Raw genomic sequence first — 22,474 nt, 5'->3', positions numbered from 1 at the left:
CCCTAGCTATGCAGCTGGGGCCTTCTCTTTTTCCTTTGGGTTGTCGCGATTAGGAAAGTAATGCTTAAAGGCAACATAAACTGTCCCCGTCAAAAAAAGCTCAATAGCACCCAGCTTAACGGAATCGAAGACGGTATCGGCCCTCAGCAGCATAACCAAGACTACTATAAAAGCTATGGCAACAATGAGTGAAAATACAAACTTCCAAAGCACGTTGTTCAGGTCATCATAAACCTGAACTTTCCTCTTATCAAGACCGGGCATATCTTCTATCGTTCAGCTTATAAAACTCAACCACGTGACATGCCTCTAAGGCAAACTCAAATTTATCTTGTTCAAGAAGCTCACAATTACGGCACTTAACCTCTTTTGGTAGCTCTGCAGCACTGTTCGCTGTGACTATTAAGCGACCCTCGTTAGGGCACTCTACTCCGACCTTTTTGATAAAAGTACCCTCCCTAACTGCCAGTTCACAGAGAAACTTGGCCATAAAGAACGGAAGGCCATAAAAGGCTCTTACATTCTCTACATAAATTCTGTCAGGGTCAGTGTGTTCAAGGACATTAAGCTTGTTTTGGACAAACCTTCCAATAAAAGAACTATCAATTATTTCTGAGAATTTCATTGATAACGTTCCAGGTTTGGTCCGGGTCTTCGGGGTAGATGTTCATGCTGAACTCTCCCTTTGAGGGGTCAACGGTAAAACTACGGCTGAAGTGGTCTTCTTCTTTAAGTGGCCTGAACGACATCTTATTCAGAGGACGTTTTATTATATCCGCGTAAGTGTCTGGCATATCTGCCTTTACGGTGAATTTCTCATCCATCGACTCAGTTGCAGTCGACTTGTCTTTTTTATATCTAACGCTTGTAGCATCGATTGTGTTCGCCGCCCACATGGCTTTTACGCCCTTGTTCAGGTCACATATTTCGACGGCACAATGCCGTTTAAACTCAGTTAGAATCTCAGGAATGAAGACGTCTTCTGTGTTGCGCTTGTTTATGTCAATCAGTTTTCTCTGCTTATCGATAGGCAAATACGCGGAGGCGCTCCGCTCCATTATTGTTGTCTGTATCATCAAAATCCGCCCCTTCACTACTATTCTAGTGGGCTGATAAAAATGCACCGTAAACTCTTGGTATGGGTTGAGTAGCGCTACATCATACTCAACTATTGGAAAGCAGAAGAATACATAGTTTCCATCGTCGCCATGAAACTCACTTGAGACTCTCATTGGTAGGCCCGAGGTGTCGAACGTGCTTCGGTTAAATTTTACCCCAAGCTTAAATATGTACGTGTGCTGTTTGGTATGGCCAATTTTATCAATAGCGAATTGCCGGATAACATCAGCAGAATACTTTGCCGCTATCTCAGGAAGCTTTTCGGCTTGCGTCGAGCCGTCGACGTCAAACTGGCCTTTTAAAATCTTGACTGGGTATAGTTTAAGAAGCCTCTCTAGCAGTTCGGAAGCGGAATTCATAGATTGAGTTAGTACTTGAAGAGAATAGCGGGCTTTTAAAAATAAAAGCCCGTGCGCCTGGCAGGGCGCAACGGGCTTATCCCCTAGCCGCGATTCGGCCAGTGGTAAAGTCTGAAGCAGCGTCTGCCAACGCGCACCTGTGAAAGGTGCTCAAATATACACGGGTATTCTAATGGCGATTGTCTACCAGCAAATTACCTTGCGCCCCATGCTCACCCACCGCCGCCACCGTTACATCACCCGCTGGCCCCGCCGCCTCGCCTTCGCCCTGGCCATCGTGCTGCTGCTAGCTGCCGCTTGGTGCGGCTGGCGAACATGGGAGGCAGCTACGCGGCCGCATGAGCCAGCTGGACAACTAGCGAGCTTGTCTACTTCACCCACCACGCCCTGAACTACTCCCCGCGGCCCCACCCCTTCCTGCGCGTGGTCAAGCTCAATGCTCACGTCGCCATTTTCCAGCACCGTGTACGCAGCTAGTAGCTCTGACCCAACTGAAAGCCGGCGTAGCCGTCGAGGGCGCCATTACTGGAACTAGTCTTAAGATATTTTCAGTTTTGTCCCCTAAACCGTCCCCCTAAAATGAAAAAACCCTGTCTCCAGCAAGGAAACAGGGTTTTCAGTGGAGATGCAGGGATTCGAACCCTGGTCCAGACAAGGAAGCCAACGTGCTTTCTACGTGTGTATCTATGCTTGAATTTTCGAAGCGTTCCAGGCGCACATCAGGCCCTTGAAACTCCCTTAGCTGCAGTTGATTTTCGCCTCCGAATCACAGCTCTTCGAGGGCTAGTTTCTACTTACGACGCGCCGAACTCCCAGGTGTAAAAACTTACCCGGGCGGCACGATGGCAGTGCTTAGTTCTAAACTAGGCAGCCATGGCGTACGAATAGTCGCCGATTGTTGTTTGATAGATTTTTTGGCGGGAGAGCTTCCATCAACTCCCGACACGCTTACCCGCGACTTGCGCAAGCTGTCAATTCCGGTCATCCCCAAGTTAGAAAGAACGAGTCCTGCTGCACGTAGGGTAAGCGTTAGCTTGCCGAGGCGCGTAGCAGGGCACAAAGATACGGGATTACCGAGCAAATGTTTTGCGGGCGGGTTTTGTTGCTGGGGTAGGGTAAACTTCGGCTTGCCGCCGGCCGCGCCGAAAGCCCTAACGGCCGGCAAGCTAAAGCTTACCCTACATCGGCATCGGGGGTATCTTTGCCAGCGTATCGACTATGGAAAATTTCGTTGTTTCGGCCCGGAAGTATCGTCCGGCCACCTTTCGGAGCGTGGTGGGGCAGCAGCACGTCACGACCACCCTGCAAAACGCCATTCAGAGCCAGCACTTAGCGCAGGCGTTCCTGTTTTGTGGGCCGCGGGGCGTAGGCAAAACCACCTGCGCCCGCATCCTGGCCAAAACTATCAACTGCACCAACCTCACGCCCGAGGCCGAGGCCTGCGGCGTGTGCACCTCGTGCGTGGCCTTTCAGGAAAACGCCTCTTTCAACGTGCACGAGCTGGATGCGGCGTCGAATAACTCGGTGGAGGATATTCGCTCCTTGGTGGAGCAGGTGCGCTACGCGCCGCAGCAGGGGCGCTACAAGATTTATATTATCGACGAGGTGCACATGCTCTCGAACGCGGCTTTCAACGCCTTTTTGAAGACGCTGGAGGAGCCGCCGAGCTACGCCATTTTTATTCTGGCTACCACCGAGCGCCACAAGATTATCCCCACCATCCTGTCGCGCTGCCAGATTTTTGATTTCAACCGCATCCGGGTCGATGACATTCGGGAGCACCTGCGCTATGTAGCTACCAGCGAAGGGGTTACGGCCGACGACGATGCCCTGCACCTGCTGGCCCAAAAGGCCGACGGCGGCCTGCGCGACGCGCTCTCGATGTTTGACCAGCAAGTGACCTTTGCCGGCAACAACCTGACGTATAAGGAGGTAGTACAAAACCTGCACATCCTGGACTACGATTATTATTTCCGGCTGGTAGATGCCCTGCTGCACGAAAACCTGTCGGCCGCGCTGCTGCTGCTCGACTCGGTGATGCAGCAAGGGTTTGACTTACACAACTTTGTGATGGGTACGGCCGAGCATTTGCGCGGCCTGCTGGTGTGCAAAGACCCCGTAACAGTGCAGCTGCTGGAGGTGTCGGACAATATTCGGCAGCAGTACGTGCGGCAGGCGCAGGCCGCGCCGCTGCCGTTCCTGCTCTCGGCCCTAAACCTGGTGAGCCAGTGCGACCGCGAGTTCAAGCAGGCCAAAAACCAGCGCCTGCACGTGGAGCTGACGCTTATGAAGCTGGCGTATCTTAATGGGGCCGTGCAGTTTGTGCGCGACTTAACCTCTAGCTCTAACGACGAGGCCAAAAAAAAAACTAGCAGCCTAAGCCAATCCGCCGCCGCGCCGGCCCCAGCGGCTACGGGCGGCACCAGCTACGCAGCCCCTGCCGCCGCGCAGGACCAGCCAGTAGCTAATGCGCTGGCCCCCACGCCACCCCAAGCACCAGGCACCAATGCCCCCGCGCCTCTCGTGCACGCCCCCGCGCCCGCCGATGGCCCCGAACCACTACCCGTGGAAAACGGCGTAACCGAACTGCACCCCACGCCCAGCATCGAGGCCGAACCCAGCGAGCCCGTGACGACAACGCGCCACCAGGTGCGCGACACCGCGCCGCACATCGAAACCGGCCGGCCCAGTATGCAGGGCCTGGAGCCCACCCAGCGCCCCACCGACGTGCGGCCCGGCACCATTGCCGCCCCCAGCATTCCGGCCCTGCCCAAGCTGCCGAGCCTGGCCAACCGCCTGCCTGGCCTGCGCGATATGGGCGCGCCCGCCGCCCCGGCCACGCGCCCAGCGGCTACGGCAGCCGAGCCGGTCGCCGCTCCCACTGGCCCCATGCCACCGATTGCGCCCGAGCTGCTCCAAAAAATCTGGCAGCAGCTGGCCGATGAGCGCCGGGCCCAGGACAAGATGAGCGAGTACACGGTGCTCAACCGCGCCGTATCGGCCGATGCCGGGCACGTTATCACGCTCACGGTGGATAATCCGGTGCAAATCGCGCAGTTCAGTGATTTTAAGGCCGAGTTTATGACTGAGCTGCGGCAGCGTACTGGCTACCCCGGCCTCACGGTGCAGGCGGAGGTAGCCACGGCCGCCCCCACTGGCCGCAAGCTCTACACCTCCAATGATAAGTTTGCCTACCTGGCCGAGAAGTACCCCGCTTTGCAGGAGATGAAGCAGCGGCTTGGGCTGGATGCGGATTTTTAATCAGTTATCAAAAAGAACGTCATGCTGAGCTTGCCGAAGCATCTCGCTCGCGCCGATGGATTACCAACCCTAACGGCGCGAGCGAGATGCTTCGGCAAGCTCAGCATGACGTTCTTTTTGCGCTTCGTCCTTGCAGCCTACGTCTTCGCTGCCTGCCGCCCCGCCCCACCGCCGCCATACTTACGCGTGAGCGTAGTAGGCGACATCCTCCTCGCCCGCGCCGTGCCCGCGGCCCTGGCCCGCGACAGCGCCGCCCTGCGCCGCACCACGCGGGCCTTGTGGGCCGGCAGCCGCTACGTAATCGGTAACCTCGAATGCCCGCTGACTGATACCGCCAAGCCGGCGGCCAAACCGATTGTTTTTCAGGCTAATCCGCGGTGGGCAGGGTGGCTGCGTAGCCTGGGGCTCACGCACGTTTCGCTGGCCAATAACCACACCCTCGACCAGCACCTGCCGGGCCTGCGCACCACTGCCCACGCCGGGCGCGCCGCCCGGCTGGGCCTGCTGGGCTACCAGCCCGACTCGCTGGCCGGCTGCCTGCCCACGGTGCTGGGGGCCGATAGCAGCGTGGCTTTTTTCGCCTATTCGACTCTCACCCAAGGCATTGCCGGCGAAGGCTGCGTGTGCGGCCGCGACTTTTCGGCGCTTTGCGAGCGGGTGGCTACCTACAAAACACTGTTTCCCGAGCGGGCCGTGCTGGTGTACCTGCACTGGGGTACCGAGTACGCGGCGCAGCCCAGCGCCGAGCAGCGCCAACAGGCCCACGACCTGGTGGATGCGGGCGCGGCGGCCGTGGTGGGCGCCCACCCGCACGTGGTGCAGCCGGTAGAGTTCTACCGCGGCCGGCCGATTATATACAGTCTGGGCAACTTTCTGTTTGACCAGCGCGGGGGTGCGGCTGCGCTGGCCGTGCAGGCGGATTTCAACTTGCAGAACGGGCGCGTGGCGGCTACCTACCTACGGCCGCTGCGCCTGGTGGGGGCCGTGCCCCAGGCCGCCGCCGCGGCCGCCCGCCAGGCGTTGGCCCAGCGGTTACGCCCGCACGATGGCAGCGCCCAAGTGCTTGATAATAAAGAAACTAGCTGGCTGCTGCAAGCCACTGCGCCGGCTATGGCTGCCGATTCGCTGCCCGCCTACTTGGTGCCGCACCTCATGCTGAATGGCCCGGCCGGCGCGCGCACCGCCGTGCGGCTGCGCTACCTGCCCCACCTGCGCCAGTACCAGGTGCGCGCCCGCACCGGCGACGCTGAAACGCGGCTGGCGCTGGGCTTTCCGGTGTATAGGCTCACGCAGGGCGACGTGAACAACGACGACCGGCCCGACTTGCTGGTGGGCCCCGTGAAGCGCACGCCACTGGATAAGGCAGTGCGGCAGCGGCTTTTTGTATATAGCCTCGATAGTGCCGGGCAATTGCGGCCACGCTGGCGCGGGTCGCGGCTGATGTTCAACATCTTGTATTTCAAGACAATATCTAAGCATAACCGTACGTACGTGCAAACCATTGAGCAGGAGCCGAGTGGTCGCTGCTGCATTGCACTGTATCATTGGCAGGGCTTTGGGCTGGTGCTTGACCGGTTTTTGGCGCGGGGGCTGGCGCGGGCCGGGGCCTACCGGGCGTTTGTGCAAGCCAACTAGCCGGGCTACTTACTCACTGTTTTCCTTTCTTCATGACAAACAGACCCTTACTTCTCGTGCTGGGCGTGCTGGCCTTCGTGCTGGTCAGCCTGGGCGTGTACCAATGGCAGCGCAAGGGTAGCAAGCCTGCCCTGCCAGCCACCACGGGGCTAGCAGCCACCACTACGCCCACGTACTCGGGCACCGCCCACGACAACGGTTTTGACGAGCTAGTGCCCGTGGTGCTGACGGAAGATAAGACGCAGCTAACCAGGCTTTACCAACGACCCGACATTGCGGAATTCTACAAATACGGGGAGGGGGCCGATAGTTTTTCGCAGGAAGAAGGCCAGCATCATGCCACGCCGCCACCGTTTGATTTCAACCAGAGCCTGGCTGGCAAATCGTACCTCGACCTGCTGCTGCTGCGCAACGAGCTGTACGCCCGCAACGGCTACTGCTTTATGAACAGCACGGCCCGCTCATACTTCGATACCAAAAAATGGTACCGCCCGGTGTGGGTGGGCGATACCTACAATGAGAAGGGTGAAGTAGTGGCCAAGGCCGTGCCCATTCCGGTGCCGCTCAACCAGCAGGAAGCAGCGTTTGCAGCGAAGATTCACACCCAGGAGCTAAGCTTGCTGGCGCACCGCGTGGCCCCGCAGGGCGGCTTCCCCATGCTGGGTCTCGACTACGTGGTGAACCAGCGCGAAGAGCCGCTGACGCCGGCCATGCGCCCGGTGCTGGCCCGCAACAACTTCGCGTTTGTGCCCACTAAGGAGGAGCAGCTCTTTTATCTCTACGACCAGAACGAGTACAGCTACACGCCCAACTTCGTTACTACCGACCTCATTCTTCAGCTGTTACACAAGTACCTGAACGGTATTCTGAGCGATGTGGAGGAAACCCGCCTCGGGCCCGTGGTGGCCCAGATGCTGCGCCAGGGCAGCACCCAGGCCCAGGCCCTAGCCACCCAAAGCCAGAACCCCCAGGCCCGCGATGCCGCCGAATGGGCCGCCGCCTACTACGCCATCGGCCACCGCCTGCTCACGGGCAGCACCGCACCCGTGGCCGGGGCCTACGCCGGCCAGGTAGCCACTGAGGTGAGCCGCAGCACCGCGGCCGACGACAAAGGCTCCCGTTTTCTGCAAGACTCACTTTTTCAGTATCAGGCCCTGAAGCCGCGCGGCCAGTACACCCGCAACGACACCACGCGGCGCTACTTCCGCACGGTGAAGTGGCTGAACACGGCCCCCGTTTTTCTGGATTCGGATGCCGGGCTGCTGCACGCCGTAGCGCTGGCTAAAGCCTTGGCTAGCAATGCGGAGGCTACCAAGGGCTTTACTAACCTCACGCACGTGCTCGACGTGCTGGTGGGCGACGAGGACAACCGCTCGCTCACCAACCTGCTGCAGCTGCTGAAAACGGACTACGCCGGGCAGTCGCTCGACCAGCTGGCCGCGCCCGCCACGCTGGCCCGCCTGCGCCGGCAGCTGGTAGCCGCCGGTACCGACCGCATCCGGCCCAAGGGCGCCACCAATAAGGCGGTGGAAGCGCTGGCCCGCCCCACGTTGCTGTTCACGGCCGGGCGCTATACGTTTGATGCCGAGATACTTTCGCGTCTTACCAACGTACTGCGCCCAACGCCCAAGGCCGAACCCCTGCGCCCCTTTCCCAAAGGCCTCGATGCATTCGCGGCCTTTGGCAACCGCACGGCCGAGGACGTTTTACTTAATCACTACAAAGAAGCTACCCACTGGCCGGCTTACCCGGACACGCTGCGGGCCGTGCAAAAGCAGTTTGCTACCTATCAAAGCTGGGACCAGAATCTGTACACCAAAACCATGCAGGTGCTGATGGGCCTGAACGCGCCCAACCCCGATACCAACCTACCCTACTTTGCCCGCACGCCGGCCTGGCAGCGGCGCAACCTCAGCACCGCCCTCGCTGGCTGGGCCGAGCTCAAGCACGACCTGCTGCTCTACTCCGAGCAGCCCATGGGGGCCGAAATGGGCGGCGGCGGCGGCGGCCCGCCCCCACCCGACCACCTTGGTTACGTAGAGCCCAACCTGCCCTTCTGGGACCGGGCGCTCTCGCTGCTGGCCTTCCAAAACCAGGCCCTGCACCGCCTCAACGCCAATACGCCCCACCTCGACAGCCTCAACAGCGGCATCCGGCAGCTCGTGACCAAGCTGCACCGCCTGGCGCGAAAGGAGGTGGCGCACGAAAAACTAACGACCGACGAAATGAACAGCCTGTCATCGGTAGGTGGTGAGGTAGAAGCACTTACGATGCAGGCGCTCAAGATGGCCGCCTACGACCCGCTACCCGACCGCGAGCGCCACATTGGCCTGGTAGCCGACGTGTATGCCTTCAACGAAGACGTGCTGGAAGAAGCAGTCGGCGCGGCCGATGCCCTCTACGTGGTGGTCGAAATTAACGGCCTGCCCGTGCTGGCGCGCGGCGCCACGCTCAGCTACTATGAGTTTACGAGCAGGACTCGCCTCACCGATGAGGAATGGCGCGCCCAGCTGGCCCGGCAGCCGCAGGCCCGCCCCACTTGGCTGCGCGACCTCATCGTGCCGGTACCAGCTTTGAATAAGAGCGTCGGTAAAAACCAGTAGGCTGTAGCGTGGACTCTGCGAGTCCGCGCGTGGCATCGTTGTGTAACTATTGAACAACGACGCCACGCGCGGACTCTGCGAGTCCGCGCTACCTACAACACCTGCCCTAGCCCAAACAGCACCGTAAACACCAACGTGCTTAGCGCCATTTGCTTCAGCAGCGGGTCGAGGCGCATCGACTCCTGGCGCGCCCATACCTGGTAGCCATTGAAAGCGAATAGCGGCAGGCTCAGCACAAACAGCCATTGCCAAGGCGAATGGTAGGTGAGCGCTACGTACACCACCGCGCCCCCGATGCCCAGCAGCAGCAGCAGCCAGTGGTAGCGGCGCGCATGGCGCGGCCCCAGCCGCACCGGCACCGTGATTTTGCCCGCCAGCTCATCCGACGCAATGTCGCGGATGTTGTTGACATTCAGCACCGCCGTAGCGAAGCAGCCCAGCGCGGCGGCGGGCAGCAGCACAACCACTGGCAGGCTGCGCGCCTGCAAAAAGTAGGTGCCGCACACACCTACTAACCCAAAAAACAGGAATACCGAGATATCGCCCAGACCCGCGTAGCCGTAGGGGTTGCTGCCCGCCGTGTAGTTCACGGCTGCCCAAATGGCGGCCAGCCCCAATACAAAAAACGCCAGCAGCACCCACGCGCCCGCCAGGCCCAGGGCCAGCAGCAGCAGCGCCACACCGCTCACCAGCGCCGCCGCCCCAAAGCCCCACATAGCGCGCTTCATCTCGACCGGCGTGATGGCCCCGCTCTGCACGGCGCGCAGCGGGCCCTGGCGGTGCACGCTATCGGCCCCGTTTTGGGAATCGCCGTAGTCGTTGGCGAGGTTGCTCAGGATTTGGAGCAGGATGGTGGTAAAGGCGGCCATCGCCACCACTGGGCCATTAAACTGACCGGCCGCCTTGGCCAGGAAGCCGCCGGTGAGGATGCTGGCCAGTGCCAGCGGCAGCGTGCGGGGGCGAAACGCCGAAATCCAGGGTGACATGCCGTTTGCTTACTTATTGAGTACTAAAAACCACCTGTCATTGCGAGCGCAACGCAGTGGAGCGTGGCAATCGCCCCCGAACAACCCAGTTGAGTGTCGTTCGGGGGCGATTGCCACGCTCCACTGCGTTGCGCTCGCAATGACGGATGAGGTTGTTTACTTCGTGATGGCCGACACCAGCTCGGGGTCGCTCGGCTTCACCTTGGATGGGTAAAAAGCCACGACGTGGCCTTTTTCATCAACCAAGTATTTGCAGAAATTCCAGCTCGGCGCGTCGCTTACTACCCCGTTCTTATCCTTGTCAGCCAAGAACTTATAAAGCGGCGTGGCATCGTCGCCCTTCACGGCTACGGTCGAAAACAGCGGGAACGTTACGCCGTAGTTCTTCTCGCAAAACGAAGCCACTTCCTCGTTCGAGGCCAGCTCCTGGTTAAAGCTGTTGGACGGAAAGCCCAGCACGACTACTTTACCGGCGTATTTCTTCGACAACTCTTCCAGCTCCTTATACTGCGGGGTGAAGCCGCACTTGGAAGCGGTGTTCACGATGAGGATTTTCTTGCCCTTATACTTGCTCAGCTTCACGTCTTTGCCATCGATAGTCTTCACGGTGAAGTCGTAAACGGTGCCGGCAGCGGCGGTTTCGGTGGGGTGCATGGGCGCGGGGCGGTGGGTGGTGAAAGCCAGGCTGAGGGTAGTGGCCGCAGCCAGGGCAAGGGCAGTAAATTTCATGACGAAGTCGGCAGTTAGGTAGAGGAAAGCTGCTGATAACCAACAGCCCGGCCAGAGGTTCAAAAAGGGTGCCACCCTAAGCTAAGGTTAGGATTAGGGCTTGGTGCCGGGCGCTGGGGTCGTGGGGCCAGGCGGCACCGTTACCGGGGCGGGCTGCGCACCGGTATTGAGCAAATCAACCAGGTTGAGGGGGGCCAGCTCGGTAGTGTCGCCGGGCTGCACAGTCCGCACCGTGTCGCGGATGGCCCGCACGATGTACTTATTGGCGGGCCCTTTGAGACTCACCGAGTAGTTGAGGTTATCGCGCTGGTTGGCCGTAATCAGGCCCTTATTCTGCATGATATCGGCAATGAAGCGGAAATACCAGCGCGTGGCCCCGCGCAGCTCGCCGTAGATATTGAACGATTCGCGGTAGTACTTAGGCTTGGGGATGATGCTGGCCAGGTAAATGCACTCGCCCAAGTTGAGCTCACTGGGTCGCTTGGCGTAGTAAAACAGCGCCGCCTCGCCAATGCCGTACACGCCGCGCTTGCCACTGGGCCAGCGGTAGGCCGTGGGGCCCCACTCCACCATGTTGAGGTAAATCTCAAACATGCGCTGCTTGGTGAGCGAATGCGTGCGGTCAACGAGCCAATTCTCTATCAGCCATACCATTAGCATTTCCTCGGCTTTGCGGCCAACCGTTTTTTCGCGGCTCAGAAACACGTTCTTTACCAGCTGCATACTTAGCGTACTGCCGCCGCGGGCGAAGCGCTTTTCCTTAATGTCGGCGATGGCCGCATTTACAAAGGCTTTTTCCATAAAGCCCTTGTGCTTAAAGAACTGCGGGTCTTCAGTCGTTTGGATAACGGCCGGCATGTAGGGCGACACCTCGTTGAAGGGCGTGAAGTCGGGGTTGCTCGGCCCCACCTGGAAGGTGCGCAGCGAATCGCCCTTGTCGTTGTAGGCTGTGAAGGGGAATTCCCCTTCCAGCATCCGCAGGTCTTCCTTACCAAAGTGCGTGATGGTGAAGTCTTTACTAGGCACCAGCGACGAAGCCAGGTGCAGGCTGTCCACCTGCTTCAGGTCCACATCAGCCTTAAGGTGGTAGGCGAGCGTGCCGGTGCCCGCCGTGCCGGCCACCACATCGAACATGCCCTCGGGCAGCGAGTTGAAAAACGCGTTGGTGGGCGTGGGGTCCGAGTCTACCTTCAGGCTCACGGCCAGCTTAGGCTTGAGGCGCACCGCAATTTCGGGGTGAAAAACGAGCTGGTTGAGCACCGCCCGCGTGCCAGGGTCGAGCGCTACCGTGCCCCGGCCCAGCGTGGCCACGAAGTCGAGCTGGCCGCGGTGCACCACAATATCCTGCGACGACAGCCGCTTGTGGAAAAAGCTGAAATTGCGGGCCGCCACCGAGCCGCGCACCGTGAGCTGGCCGCCTGTCTTGTCATCGGCCACAAAGTCTTTGCCGGTCAGCTGCACCCTGATAGTATCGAACGACACCAGCGCCCCGAAGCGGCGCGCCACGTAAGGCACTTGCACCGGGCCACTTACCCCGAATAGCCGCACGTTCATGGCGTAGTCGCCGGGCTCAACGGTACCGCTCACGCCCAGCTCGTTCACCACCGAATCGACGTTGGCCGTGAGGCGGCCTTCCACCTCGCCATCGTTGATGCTGAGGCGCGGCATCGTGAGCTGCACGTGGTGGTGGGGGCTGCCGTAGCTCACCACAAACTGCCGAAAACTGGCCTCGCCGGGCACGTTGCCAAACCCCGCGTCGAGCACCTGGTTGAGCAGCAGGCCGTAGTTGCGGCCCAGGGCCGTGTCGCGAGCCACCGGAATGGCGCTTTTTTTCTTGAGTAGAAACGAGAAGTTGGTGCCACCACGGGCATCCTTGTGCGCCGTGAGGTGAGCACGGTCAATTTGCAGCTCGCTGAACACCGGCCGGCCCGCAAACAGCGAGCGCAGGCTGAGGCCGGCCACCAGGCGGCGGGCCGTGAGCAGCGTATCGCCAGCGGCCGCCTTGCCAGCTAAGGCCGTGGGTACCAGACTCATACCCCCAATCTCCACGGTGCGAAGGCCCGTAAAGTGGGCGGCACCCAGCGTGAGGGTCACGGGATACTTGCGCTCGACGCGCGTTTTCACCTCGCCCAGGGCGTAGTTGAGCAGCTGCTGGCGCTTCCATAAAAAGACCCCCAAGGCAAGCAGCACTACCGCCAGCAGGCCGCCCAGGGTATAGATAATTCGTTTTTTGGCAACAGCTGATACGCGCATTGGCGCAAAGGTAAGATTATCGTTTCTGGTTTGTTTGTTTTCCGGCAGGGAGGTGGCAGGAAGGGGCGCAGCTTTTGCAGTTGGCGCTCACCCGGCCAGCGGCCCTCAGTAGCTTTGTGGGCCCCAATGCCCGGCTCCCCTCCCCATGCTCACTGCCCTTTCGCCCCTCGACGGCCGCTACCAGCGCCAAACTGCCCCACTTGGCCCCTACTTTTCGGAGCTGGCCCTGATGCGCTACCGCGTGCAGGTGGAAGTCGAGTATTTCATTGCCCTTTGCCAGCTACCGCTGCCCCAGTTGGCGGCCGTGCCCGCCAGCGTGTTCCCGGTCCTGCGCGGGCTGTATGAGCAGTTTGGCGAGGCCGAGGCCCAGGCCATCAAAACCCACGAAGCCGTGACCAACCACGATGTGAAAGCCGTGGAATACTACCTGCGCGACGAGTTTACCAAGCTCGGGCTCGACCAGTTTCTGGAGTTTATTCACTTTGGCCTGACTTCGCAGGACATCAATAACACGGCCATCCCGCTGAGCCTCAAAGAGGCGATGAACGACGTGCTGCTGCCCCGCTTCACGCAGATGCTGAGCCAGTTGACAGACCTGGCTGCCGGCTGGAACGATATTCCTATGCTGGCCCGCACCCACGGCCAGCCCGCCTCCCCCACCCGCCTGGGCAAAGAGCTAACGGTATTCGTAGCGCGGCTCGAAGGCCAGCTGGCCTTGCTGAGCCAGGTGCCCTACGCGGCCAAGTTTGGCGGGGCTACCGGCGGCTTCAACGCCCACTTTGTGGCCTACCCCGGCACCAATTGGCACGCCTTCGCTCAGGGCTTTGTGAACGATACGCTGGGGCTGCACCGCACCTTCCCCACCACCCAAATTGAGCCCTACGACAACTTGGCGGCCTTTTGCGACGGCTGGAAGCGCCTCAACACCATCCTCATCGACCTGTGCCGCGACGTGTGGCAATATATTTCGCTGGGCTACTTCAAGCAGACGCTGAAGGCCGGTGAAGTGGGCTCGTCGGCCATGCCGCACAAGGTCAATCCTATCGACTTCGAAAACGCCGAGGGAAACCTGGGCCTGGCCAACGCCCTGCTGGAGCACTTTGCCGCCAAGCTGCCGATTTCCCGTTTACAGCGCGACCTCACCGACTCGACGGTGCTGCGCAACCTGGGCGTGCCGCTGGGCCACCTGCTCATTGCGCTGGGTGCCATCGGGCGCGGCCTGGGCAAGCTGGCCCTCGACGAAAGTGCCTTGCAGCGCGACCTGGAGGCCAACTGGGCCGTGCTGGCCGAACCCATCCAGACGATACTGCGCCGCGAAAACTACCCCGACCCCTACAACGCCCTCAAGCAGCTCACGCGCACCGGCGGGGCCATTTCGGCCGCTACCATCGCCGGCTTTGTGGAGGAGCTTGAGGTGCCAGAGAGCGTGAAAGCCGAGCTGCGTGCCCTCACGCCGAACAGCTACGTAGGGCGCTAATTTTCAATTAAATAAACCGCTCAACCCGTCAGCTTAACCACCCGGATATTACCAGTGGATTATTCACGCGTTTTTCAGTAACTAGCAAGCGCAAACTGATTTTCACCCATCGGCTTGCGCTTGCTGCTTATGAATAACAACGAGCTTATCGAAGCCAAAGTGCGGGAGATTGCGGCCACCGCCGACGCCTACCCCGGCATCATCATCGTCGCCAATTTGCAGGTAGACCGGGTGGAATATATGTCCAGCCTGGGCCTGCAACTACTGCATACCAGTTTGCCCACGCTGCACGCCATGGGCGCCCAGTACCACGAGCGGTTTTTCAACCCGCAGGAAGCGCACGAATTTGTGCCCAAGCTCTACGGGCTGATGCAGCGGAACGACTTCAACCAGACAATATCGTTTTTTCAGCAGGTACGCACCGGGCCGGCGCAGGCCTTCGAGTGGTACCTAACTGCCACGCGCCTGCTTCTGCGCGACGTGGCGGGCCAGCCGCTGCTCGTTGTGTCGGCCGCCCACTCCATCGACCCCAAGCACCACCTCACGCATAAAGTGCAGCGGCTACTGGACGAGAACACTTTTCTACGCACCCACCACGGCCGGTTTGCCACCCTCACCACCCGCGAGCGCGAGGTGCTGCGCGCCCTGGCCCTGGGCCACTCGGCCCCCGAAATTGCGAGTCACCTGTTCATTTCGCCCCAAACTGCCGAAACGCACCGCCGTAACCTGCGCCGCAAGCTAGGCGCTGAGTCAGCCTTCGAGCTGGGCCAATACGCCCGGGCCTTCGACTTAATATAATTGCCGTGGGCAGCCGCTGCTATGCAGTAGGCTGATACTCAAAAAAATACCTGCAAGCAGGTATTGCATCAGGCTAAGTCAGCGAAGACCTTTACCGCTGTCATCACCCTTCTTCTTCTAACCCCCTCCGCTATGCTGATACCCGTACTGTTCGCTGCTGCTCCGCACTGTTTTGGGTTTCGGCCCAGCTTCCGCCACCTTAATTAGGCCCACTGCGCCTAGCGTACCTCACTCCCTAGCTGCGCGGGCTACCTCCGCCCCGAGGCACGATACCAAGCCAGCGCACCCCGCCTTTCTGACTTATTAAAACAAGCGGCCAACTTCCAGCTGGCCCCGGCTATTCTTGCCTGCGTGCAGGGAGATGGCCGGGGCCAGCTATTTTTGTTGCTTGCCAATCTTCCTCCTTGTTGCGTGTCGCACTTACTCCACGATATCCCCGTTCGCCCCGACTGCCGGTTTTTTCGCGGCGACCTTCCCTGCCGCCCCAACAAAGAGCACGGCTACACGTGTGGCGATTGCCCAGTGTATGAGCCGGTTACCAAGCGCATTCTCCTTATCAAGCTAGGGGCTATTGGCGACGTAATCCGCACCACGCCCCTGCTGCGGCGGCTGCGGCAAGAGCACCCGGGCTGCTACATCACGTGGCTCACGCTCACGCCCGCCATCCTGCCGCAACGCGAGGTAGAGGAGATTTTGAAGTTCGACTACGCCAGCGCCTTGCAGCTGCAAGCTCGGCATTTCGATATCGCCATCAACCTCGATAAGGAGAAAGAAGCCTGCGCGCTGTTACTCAACGTGCAGGCCGACAGCAAGTTTGGTTACACCCTGCGTCCCTACGACGGCGTGCCGTGGCCCATCAACAACCTGGCCGACCACAAGTACCTTACCGGCGTGTTCGACCAGCTCAGTATTGGCAACACCAAGCCCTACGTGCAGGAAATATTTGAGCTGTGCGGCTTCGACTTCCGGGGCGAAGAATACGTGTTTGACACCCACGACGACAAGGGCTACGACTGGTCGGCGCTGCCGCCCGCCAGCGCGGGCCCGCGCATCGGCCTCAACACCGGCTGCGGCGACCGCTGGACCACCCGCCTCTGGAGCACCGAAAAGTGGATAACGCTCATTCAGAAGCTGCAAGCCGCCGGCTACGCGCCCGTGCTGCTCGGTGGCGAGGCCGAAGCCCCCCGCAACCTGGAGCTGCAAGCCGCTACCGGCGCGGCTTACCTGGGCACTTTTCCGCTGCCCCAGTTCATCAACCTCATGCACCAGATGGCTGGCATCGTGACGCAAGTAACTATGGGCATGCACATTAGCATTGCCCTGCGCAAGCCCACCATCCTCATGAACAACATCTTCAATCCCCACGAATTCGACCTCTACGGCCGCGGCCAAATCGTGGGGCCCAACAAGCAGTGCGTGTGCTTCTACCGCGGCAGCTGCCGCCTAGGCACCAGCTGCATGGAAGACCTGCCCGCCGAAAAGGCCTTTACCGCCGTGCGGGAGAGTGTGCCGCTGGGGTAATTTCTGCCAGTACTGCGCCCCGCCCAGCTGCCCCACATGAGTAGGGCAGCTGGGCGGGGCGCAGTACTGGCAGCTCTTAATAATTGGCAGCTCTTTAGCTTATACCAGCCACTTCCTTGAGCGCAGCTACCATCACCTCCCAGGAGAATTTCTTGGCTTCTCGCCGCACGCCAGTTGCAAACGCTTCTTCGCGGTCATTCGCATAAAAATCAACTAGTGCCTCAGCGATGGCCGGGGCCGTGGGCGGCACCACGTAGCCCACCACGCCGGCCGGAATCAGCTCGGCCAGCCCGCCCACATCAGTCACCAGCATGGGCCGCCCAAAATGGTACGCCACCTGCGACACGCCACTTTGGGTAGCATTTTTGTAGGGCTGCATAATCATATCGGCCGCGCAGAAGTAATTGGCCACCTGCTCGTTAGGAATAAAGTCGGTGGCGCGCACCAACCGACTTTCCAGGCCAAGCCGCTGAATAATAGCCTCATACGGCGCGGCATCTTCGTAAAATTCACCCGCCACAATCAGCTTCACCGGCAGCGCGGCCACCCGCGCGTCGGCCAGCGCTTCCAGCAAAATATCCAGCCCCTTATACGCCCGGATAAACCCAAAGAACAGCACGTAGCGAAACGTCGGCGACAATCCCAGCGCCGCCAACGCCTCGGCCTTCGGCTTGGCCGGACCAAAGCTATCATACAGGGGATGAGGCCGATACAGCGCTGGCTTCTTGCTAAATCCCAGTAGCTGCAAATCGGCCAGCACGCTGCGGCTCATGGTCACAAAGCCATCGCAGGCGCTCAAAAAGTAGCGCGTGAGCGGCCCATCGCCCGGCCGCCGCTCGTGCGGAATCACGTTATCGGTAATCGCCACTATCCGCGTGTGGCCGTTGCCACGCACCAGCCGCGCCACCGTGCCCAGCGCCGGCCCCATAAACGGCAGCCAAAACCGAAACACCACTAAATCAGGCTGTTCGCGCCGCATGCGCCGCCCCACCGCCAGCCACGACAACGGGTTCACCGAGTTCAGACTTACTTCAATATCGAGGTCAGCCGGTGCTTCTTCGGTGCTAAACTGCGTCTGCCCCGGAAATAAAAACCCCGGGTATTGCAGCGAAAATGTGACGAGTCGCACTTCATCGCCCGTCGCCCGAAAAGCCCGCGCCAACCGCTCATTATAAGTGGCCAGCCCGCCGCGCAACGGGTAAGCTGGCCCAATAATTACAATTTTCATTTAATAGCTATCAATTAACACGCAAAAAAGTCCTTTAACATTTCGCAGTCTCAGACCTGTTAAATGTTAATTGATACCTGTTAACTGAAATTACCGCAGTGTTTCGCGCACCAGATAGTCGTTGCGGCGCGGCCCGTTCAACTGCACCATCTCAGCCAGGAAACCGGCCAGAAACAGCTGTACGCCAATGATAACGGCCACCAGCGCCATAAAAAACAGGGGCTGGTCCGTCACGTTGCGCGCCCGCAGGTTGTGCAGCGACAGCCACACCTTTTCGCCCGTCAGCCACAGCGTCAGTATCATGCCGATGAAGAACGAGAGCGTCCCCAGCGTCCCAAAAAAGTGCATGGGTCGCCGCCGAAACCGACTCACAAACGTGATGCTAGCCAGGTCCAAGAAGCCAAACACGAAGCGCTCCAGCCCAAACTTGGTCACGCCGTATTTGCGCTCCTGGTGCTGCACCACCTTCTCGCCTATCTTCTTGAATCCGTTCCACTTAGCTATCACCGGAATGTAGCGATGCATCTCACCGTACACCTCAATGGCTTTCACCACGCGCTGGTCGTAGGCCTTGAGGCCACAGTTGAAATCGTGCAATTGAATGCCCGAAATTACCCGCGTCGCGCCATTGAACAGCTTGGTCGGAATCGTCTTTGAAAGCGGGTCAAAGCGCTTCTGCTTCCAGCCGCTCACTAGGTCATAACCATCCTCCGTCACCATGCGGTACAATTCTGGCAGCTCCTCAGGTGAGTCTTGCAGGTCAGCGTCCATGGTGCACACCACGCGCCCGCGCGCCGCCTCAAAACCCACGTTCAACGCCGCCGACTTGCCGTAGTTGCGGTTGAAGCGGATGCCGCGCAGGGCCATATCCTGTCCCGCCAGCGCCTCAATCACCGCCCACGAGTCGTCCGTCGAGCCATCATCAATCAAAATAACTTCGTACGACAACCCGCACGCCGTCAGCACCCGCGCAATCCAGCGCGTTAGTTCGGGTAGCGATTCCTCCTCGTTCAGCAAGGGAATCACGATGGAAATCTCCACCGGAAAAGCAGCCGGCTTATTCAAATTCGGGATGGTTACGCTTAGTAAAAATAGATATAATAAGCCCCAAAATAACCCCTATTGTTAAACCAGTACTTAATGATGAAATAAATGCTTTGCCGAAGCCGCTCTTCATTTCTTCAAAGCGAACCGTACTTTTCGCAATTTGGTCTTCTGGAACCCGGTTACGCTCCATAAATTCCACCATACTAGCCTGCATTTTATCAACAAACTCAGGGTCAATGTAATGCACGTATAAATAATTGAAAATTGCTGAAAATGCACTCCAGATAATCATTATAAGTAGCGTGATAACCACTCCCTTACTGTAACTCATTAGGTTGGCATTTCCTTTCTTGAATGCCCGATGCGCCAGTATAATTATTGTTACACTTACCAGAATAGATGCGGCAAGTGTAACCGAACCATAGCTTAGAAAGCCTAACCCGATTTGCCGCAGTAGAAAATCGACGATTACCCAAATTAATCCTAGAAACAGCCCAAAGCGTAAGCCAACACTAGTTGATGTAACTAACTCGTTAGTAGTTGTTTCCATAAAACAGGGGGTCTAAGTAAGCAGAACAGCCTGCTACTTGCGCAAAAATAGGCCACTCGGCACTGCTCCTATCATCCCTAGTATGATAGTCCAAGTGAAAGTACCCCTAGCTAAGTCGATAAATGTTAGGTTGGCCGCCTGTTGCAGTTCTTGCTGCTCAAATATCGCGTTGCGCTTAGCTTTATCACGGATTTGCTGTTGCACACGCGTTATTTCTATGAGTTCGGCTCGGCTGGGCGCCAATGCTTTCTCTCCTAGCACCTGCCCCAGTCCCCAAGTACTAACCGCCGCAATAGTTGCCGCCAGTACAACTACTAAGCTACCCACAGCCAACGTTCGTTTTGCGCCCGGCCGTGTCGGGGCCATTTTTCGTCTTAATAGCCACTGGCTATATGCCGCCGCAAATGGCACTACCAACAGCCCCATTATTTGTTTAGGACTAAATGGATTATTACCAGATAGTTGCAAGAACAATAGCCAAGCCGCGCATAGCACGCCGGCCCCCGCGCCAAAGCGCAGGCCCAGCCTTACTATCAGCGCCGAAGCAGGGGGGGAAGCTGGCGCTAGCTTAATCGTTGGGTTTGTAGGTTGCATAAGCTCTCAATCGGCCCGCAAGATACGCCCGGCCGTTTCGCCAGCTTTTGCCCACTCAGGCCATCACGGTACGGGCCCCCATCCGCTGCCGCCCAAACCGCAGCAGCAACCCCTCGGCCAACAGGCAGCCTAGCGCCGCCAGCAGGCAGTAGCGCCACAATGGCTGCCCCGTTTGGCCCGCTCGAAAACGCGCCAGCGTTTCTGGCTGCGCCCCGTTTTCCAGTACCTGCACATTCGGCTGATTTGGCCCAATAAATTGGCGCAGTTCCGCCGCCGAATAGGCCGCCAGCTCCGATTCTTGCTTCGCCGCATTAAAAGCCAGGATTGTAAGCACTTTGCCTTGGCGCTGCAATGTGTAAAACCCCGGTTCGCTCAGGCCAGCGGGCACATCAAGGTGCAACTGCCCCCCCTGCACCCGTTGCCTCGGAATATATGTAGCGCTATCGTGCACCAAACGGTAGCTCGCCCCATTTGCTGTTAGCTGGCCTTCCCCATCTGGCACTGCCAAGGCCAGCGCCGGCGTTGAAAGCCGGTAAGCTGGCAAGTGGTCAGTATGGTAGCTGAGCATAGCCAGCCTGTACAGCACGGGCACAAACAGAGAGTGGTTCGAAAAATCGGAATACGTTTGAGCAAAGGGGGCCGCAAAAACGTACACCCGGCCCGCTCCACTGCCAAACTCCGTCAAAAACCCATCACCATCGCGAAGCCGCAGAATATCCGTGCCTGCTTGTCCTATGCGCAGCACTGGTGCCACCTGCGGCATTGCTACGCGCGGTGACTGCGCCCCAAATACGTCCTTGAAAAATGGGTCACGGGCACTGGGCATCAGCACCTCCTGGCGTACCGGCGTACTAGTTGCTACTGGTTGCCATTGCTCTCCGCCAATCCCCAATCCCTTCAACAACTCATGGTAGGTTGTATGAGCAGTTGGATTAGCTGTCGGCACTATCACCACGGTCCCTCCCCGCCGCACTACCCCAACCAGCGCCTCGCGTAAGCTCGCTTCAACCTGAAGCACCTCCCGTACCAACACCAAGTTAGCCCGTTTCAAAAGCCCGTAGTTAACTACCTGCGGCTTCATAAAGGCATAGGTAAAAAGCGGCTCATTTGCATAAGCTGAGCGCGTGGCCGGCTCATCCCCAATCTCTACCACATTGATTACCGCCGCTGGCTGCAAAGTAAAATAATAAGCGTTATCAAAATTCACGGGGGCGTCCTGCGTAATAATTCGCCCACGTGCCAGCTTTGCATCTGGCAATTGAATCTGCGCTACTACCTCAGTAGCCAGCCCAGCGCCCACCGACACTTGAAATGTGGCCGCTTGCTGGTCGCCCAGCATTACTTTCACAGGGCAATTAGCTATAGCCACCGCGCCGCCGTTACGCAGCTTAACGTGCAGATCCAGATTAGTTTGTGCGCGTATAAAGGCGTCGTTCAGCCACACACTATCCACGTAGATATTAGCGGTTGGTTTAGCCACCAACGGTACTAAAACCACATTTTGCCGCGTCTGCGCTTGCTGCAAAACCTGCGGTTGCATCTCACTTTTCTGGAAATCACTAAATACATAAAGAGGTCCCTGCTGCTCCGCCTGTAAAGCTTGCCGCATACCAGCACTACCCCAGCCGTGTACCCCAGTTCGCTGGTCATTCACTGCTGCTAAATAAGCAGTTTCCTGCATAATGCCTTTGCTTTGGCCAACCAACTTAAACCGAGCAGTAGTTCCATAGCTCCTTCCCAAAGCTTCGCCACTCTTCACAGCCTCTTGGCGCAACTGGCCCTGAACTTGGCCAAGCGCTTGCATACTACCCGATTTATCAACAAGGACATTTACCAACCCGTCACTCGTTGCTACTGGTTGTCTATCAGCTGGAATAATTGGCTGGCAAAACAATAGTACTAACGCTACAACTGCCAACACCCGCACCAGCAACACAAGTAATTCTTGTAATTGCCGTCGCCGCATAGTAGTCAATTCCACTTCCCGGATAAACCCCGTATTAGTGAAAAGTACTCGCTGAGGTTTCCTCAACTGCAACAAGTGAATAGCAATTGGCACCGCAACCACCAATATTCCCCACAAAAATCCCGGATATAATAGCTGCATTATGCTGTAAGTCTGCCTAACATCAAGTGTGAAGAGAGAACAGTAAAATTACCCTATTTATTCAATGCAAGCTACAGAAAGCACCACAACCGTCCTTCGTTCAATTAATCTGTTGAAAAACCTTTTTCCTAATTCTCTTATAAACGCAAGAGCCCTCCTGCTAATCGCTGGTGAAAGCGAAACAGGAGGGCTCACGTGTAAAGTTGG

General features: G+C 58.5%; 17 protein-coding genes and 1 other RNA gene. 7 read left to right on the top strand and 11 right to left on the bottom strand.

The genetic code is table 11. The annotated features are described in order from the left end of the window. Positions 1 to 6: 6 nt before the first annotated feature. Positions 7 to 264, bottom strand: coding sequence for a hypothetical protein (locus tag ACYVGC_RS14380; protein ID WP_460584535.1), 258 nt, complete (start codon positions 262 to 264; stop codon positions 7 to 9). A 338-nt stretch (positions 265 to 602) separates the two neighbouring features. Further along, a complete protein-coding gene (locus tag ACYVGC_RS14375; RefSeq protein ID WP_460584534.1) occupies positions 603 to 1,478 on the bottom strand; it encodes a hypothetical protein in 876 nt (291 codons plus the stop codon). A gap of 208 nt (positions 1,479 to 1,686) precedes the next feature. Here ACYVGC_RS14375 and ACYVGC_RS14370 point away from each other — a divergent pair, with 208 nt between their 5' ends. Continuing rightward, positions 1,687 to 1,869 carry a hypothetical protein gene (locus tag ACYVGC_RS14370; protein ID WP_460584533.1) on the top strand — a complete coding sequence of 61 codons (183 nt, stop codon included), beginning with the start codon at positions 1,687 to 1,689 and terminating at the stop codon, positions 1,867 to 1,869. A 226-nt stretch (positions 1,870 to 2,095) separates the two neighbouring features. On the opposite strand, the gene ssrA is transcribed toward ACYVGC_RS14370, so the two are convergent. Next, positions 2,096 to 2,467, bottom strand: a transfer-messenger RNA (tmRNA) gene (ssrA, locus tag ACYVGC_RS14365). A gap of 229 nt (positions 2,468 to 2,696) precedes the next feature. Between ssrA and ACYVGC_RS14360 the strand changes: the two genes are divergently transcribed. The 3 genes from ACYVGC_RS14360 to ACYVGC_RS14350 all read left to right on the top strand — a co-directional run bounded on the left by ACYVGC_RS14360 (position 2,697) and on the right by ACYVGC_RS14350 (position 8,977). Further along, entirely contained in the window at positions 2,697 to 4,739 is a 2,043-nt protein-coding gene (locus ACYVGC_RS14360) for a DNA polymerase III subunit gamma/tau (RefSeq protein WP_460584532.1), read from the top strand. 105 nt (positions 4,740 to 4,844) lie between these two features. Then, positions 4,845 to 6,374 carry a CapA family protein gene (locus ACYVGC_RS14355; RefSeq protein WP_460584531.1) on the top strand — a complete coding sequence of 510 codons (1,530 nt, stop codon included), beginning with the start codon at positions 4,845 to 4,847 and terminating at the stop codon, positions 6,372 to 6,374. Between the two features lie 32 nt (positions 6,375 to 6,406). After that, positions 6,407 to 8,977 (top strand): DUF3160 domain-containing protein, encoded by a 2,571-nt coding sequence (locus tag ACYVGC_RS14350; protein WP_460584530.1) that lies wholly within the window; start codon positions 6,407 to 6,409, stop codon positions 8,975 to 8,977. A 92-nt stretch (positions 8,978 to 9,069) separates the two neighbouring features. Here the strand turns inward: ACYVGC_RS14350 and ACYVGC_RS14345 are convergent, their stop codons facing one another. The 3 genes from ACYVGC_RS14345 to ACYVGC_RS14335 all read right to left on the bottom strand — a co-directional run bounded on the left by ACYVGC_RS14345 (position 9,070) and on the right by ACYVGC_RS14335 (position 12,945). Then, positions 9,070 to 9,963: a prenyltransferase gene (locus ACYVGC_RS14345; protein WP_460584529.1), complete on the bottom strand. Its 894-nt coding sequence runs from the start codon at positions 9,961 to 9,963 to the stop codon at positions 9,070 to 9,072. Positions 9,964 to 10,119: 156 nt separating this feature from the next. Continuing rightward, complete coding sequence (locus ACYVGC_RS14340) at positions 10,120 to 10,692, bottom strand: glutathione peroxidase (protein WP_460584528.1); 573 nt, start codon at positions 10,690 to 10,692, stop codon at positions 10,120 to 10,122. A 93-nt stretch (positions 10,693 to 10,785) separates the two neighbouring features. Continuing rightward, the gene (locus ACYVGC_RS14335; protein WP_460584527.1) at positions 10,786 to 12,945 is read right to left on the bottom strand and encodes a transglycosylase domain-containing protein; all 2,160 of its coding nucleotides are present in this window, start codon (positions 12,943 to 12,945) and stop codon (positions 10,786 to 10,788) included. Positions 12,946 to 13,090: 145 nt separating this feature from the next. Between ACYVGC_RS14335 and purB the strand changes: the two genes are divergently transcribed. The 3 genes from purB (at position 13,091) to ACYVGC_RS14320 (ending at position 16,741) form a co-directional block, all read left to right on the top strand. After that, the gene (gene purB / locus ACYVGC_RS14330; RefSeq protein WP_460584526.1) at positions 13,091 to 14,422 is read left to right on the top strand and encodes an adenylosuccinate lyase; all 1,332 of its coding nucleotides are present in this window, start codon (positions 13,091 to 13,093) and stop codon (positions 14,420 to 14,422) included. A gap of 129 nt (positions 14,423 to 14,551) precedes the next feature. Then, entirely contained in the window at positions 14,552 to 15,220 is a 669-nt protein-coding gene (locus ACYVGC_RS14325) for a helix-turn-helix transcriptional regulator (RefSeq protein WP_460584525.1), read from the top strand. Positions 15,221 to 15,631: 411 nt separating this feature from the next. Then, on the top strand, positions 15,632 to 16,741 hold the full coding sequence (locus tag ACYVGC_RS14320; protein WP_460584524.1) for a glycosyltransferase family 9 protein: 1,110 nt from the start codon (positions 15,632 to 15,634) through the stop codon (positions 16,739 to 16,741). Between the two features lie 94 nt (positions 16,742 to 16,835). On the opposite strand, the gene ACYVGC_RS14315 is transcribed toward ACYVGC_RS14320, so the two are convergent. The 5 genes from ACYVGC_RS14315 to ACYVGC_RS14295 all read right to left on the bottom strand — a co-directional run bounded on the left by ACYVGC_RS14315 (position 16,836) and on the right by ACYVGC_RS14295 (position 22,267). Beyond that, the gene (locus ACYVGC_RS14315; RefSeq protein WP_460584523.1) at positions 16,836 to 17,969 is read right to left on the bottom strand and encodes a glycosyltransferase family protein; all 1,134 of its coding nucleotides are present in this window, start codon (positions 17,967 to 17,969) and stop codon (positions 16,836 to 16,838) included. Positions 17,970 to 18,059: 90 nt separating this feature from the next. Beyond that, the gene (locus ACYVGC_RS14310) at positions 18,060 to 19,034 is read right to left on the bottom strand and encodes a glycosyltransferase family 2 protein (RefSeq protein ID WP_460584522.1); all 975 of its coding nucleotides are present in this window, start codon (positions 19,032 to 19,034) and stop codon (positions 18,060 to 18,062) included. Next, entirely contained in the window at positions 19,027 to 19,566 is a 540-nt protein-coding gene (locus ACYVGC_RS14305) for a DUF4199 domain-containing protein (RefSeq protein ID WP_460584521.1), read from the bottom strand. Before ACYVGC_RS14305 ends, ACYVGC_RS14310 begins: the two co-directional genes overlap by 8 nt. A 33-nt stretch (positions 19,567 to 19,599) precedes the next feature. After that, positions 19,600 to 20,160, bottom strand: a complete 561-nt coding sequence (locus ACYVGC_RS14300; RefSeq protein WP_460584520.1) for a DUF4199 domain-containing protein — start codon at positions 20,158 to 20,160, stop codon at positions 19,600 to 19,602. Between the two features lie 55 nt (positions 20,161 to 20,215). Beyond that, positions 20,216 to 22,267: a BatA domain-containing protein gene (locus ACYVGC_RS14295; RefSeq protein WP_460584519.1), complete on the bottom strand. Its 2,052-nt coding sequence runs from the start codon at positions 22,265 to 22,267 to the stop codon at positions 20,216 to 20,218. Between the last annotated feature and the right edge of the window lie 207 nt (positions 22,268 to 22,474).

This window comes from Hymenobacter arcticus, from assembly GCF_054779975.1.
The sequence above is the reverse complement of the archived record's forward strand: the minus strand, read 5'-3'. Positions and strand labels throughout refer to the sequence as shown.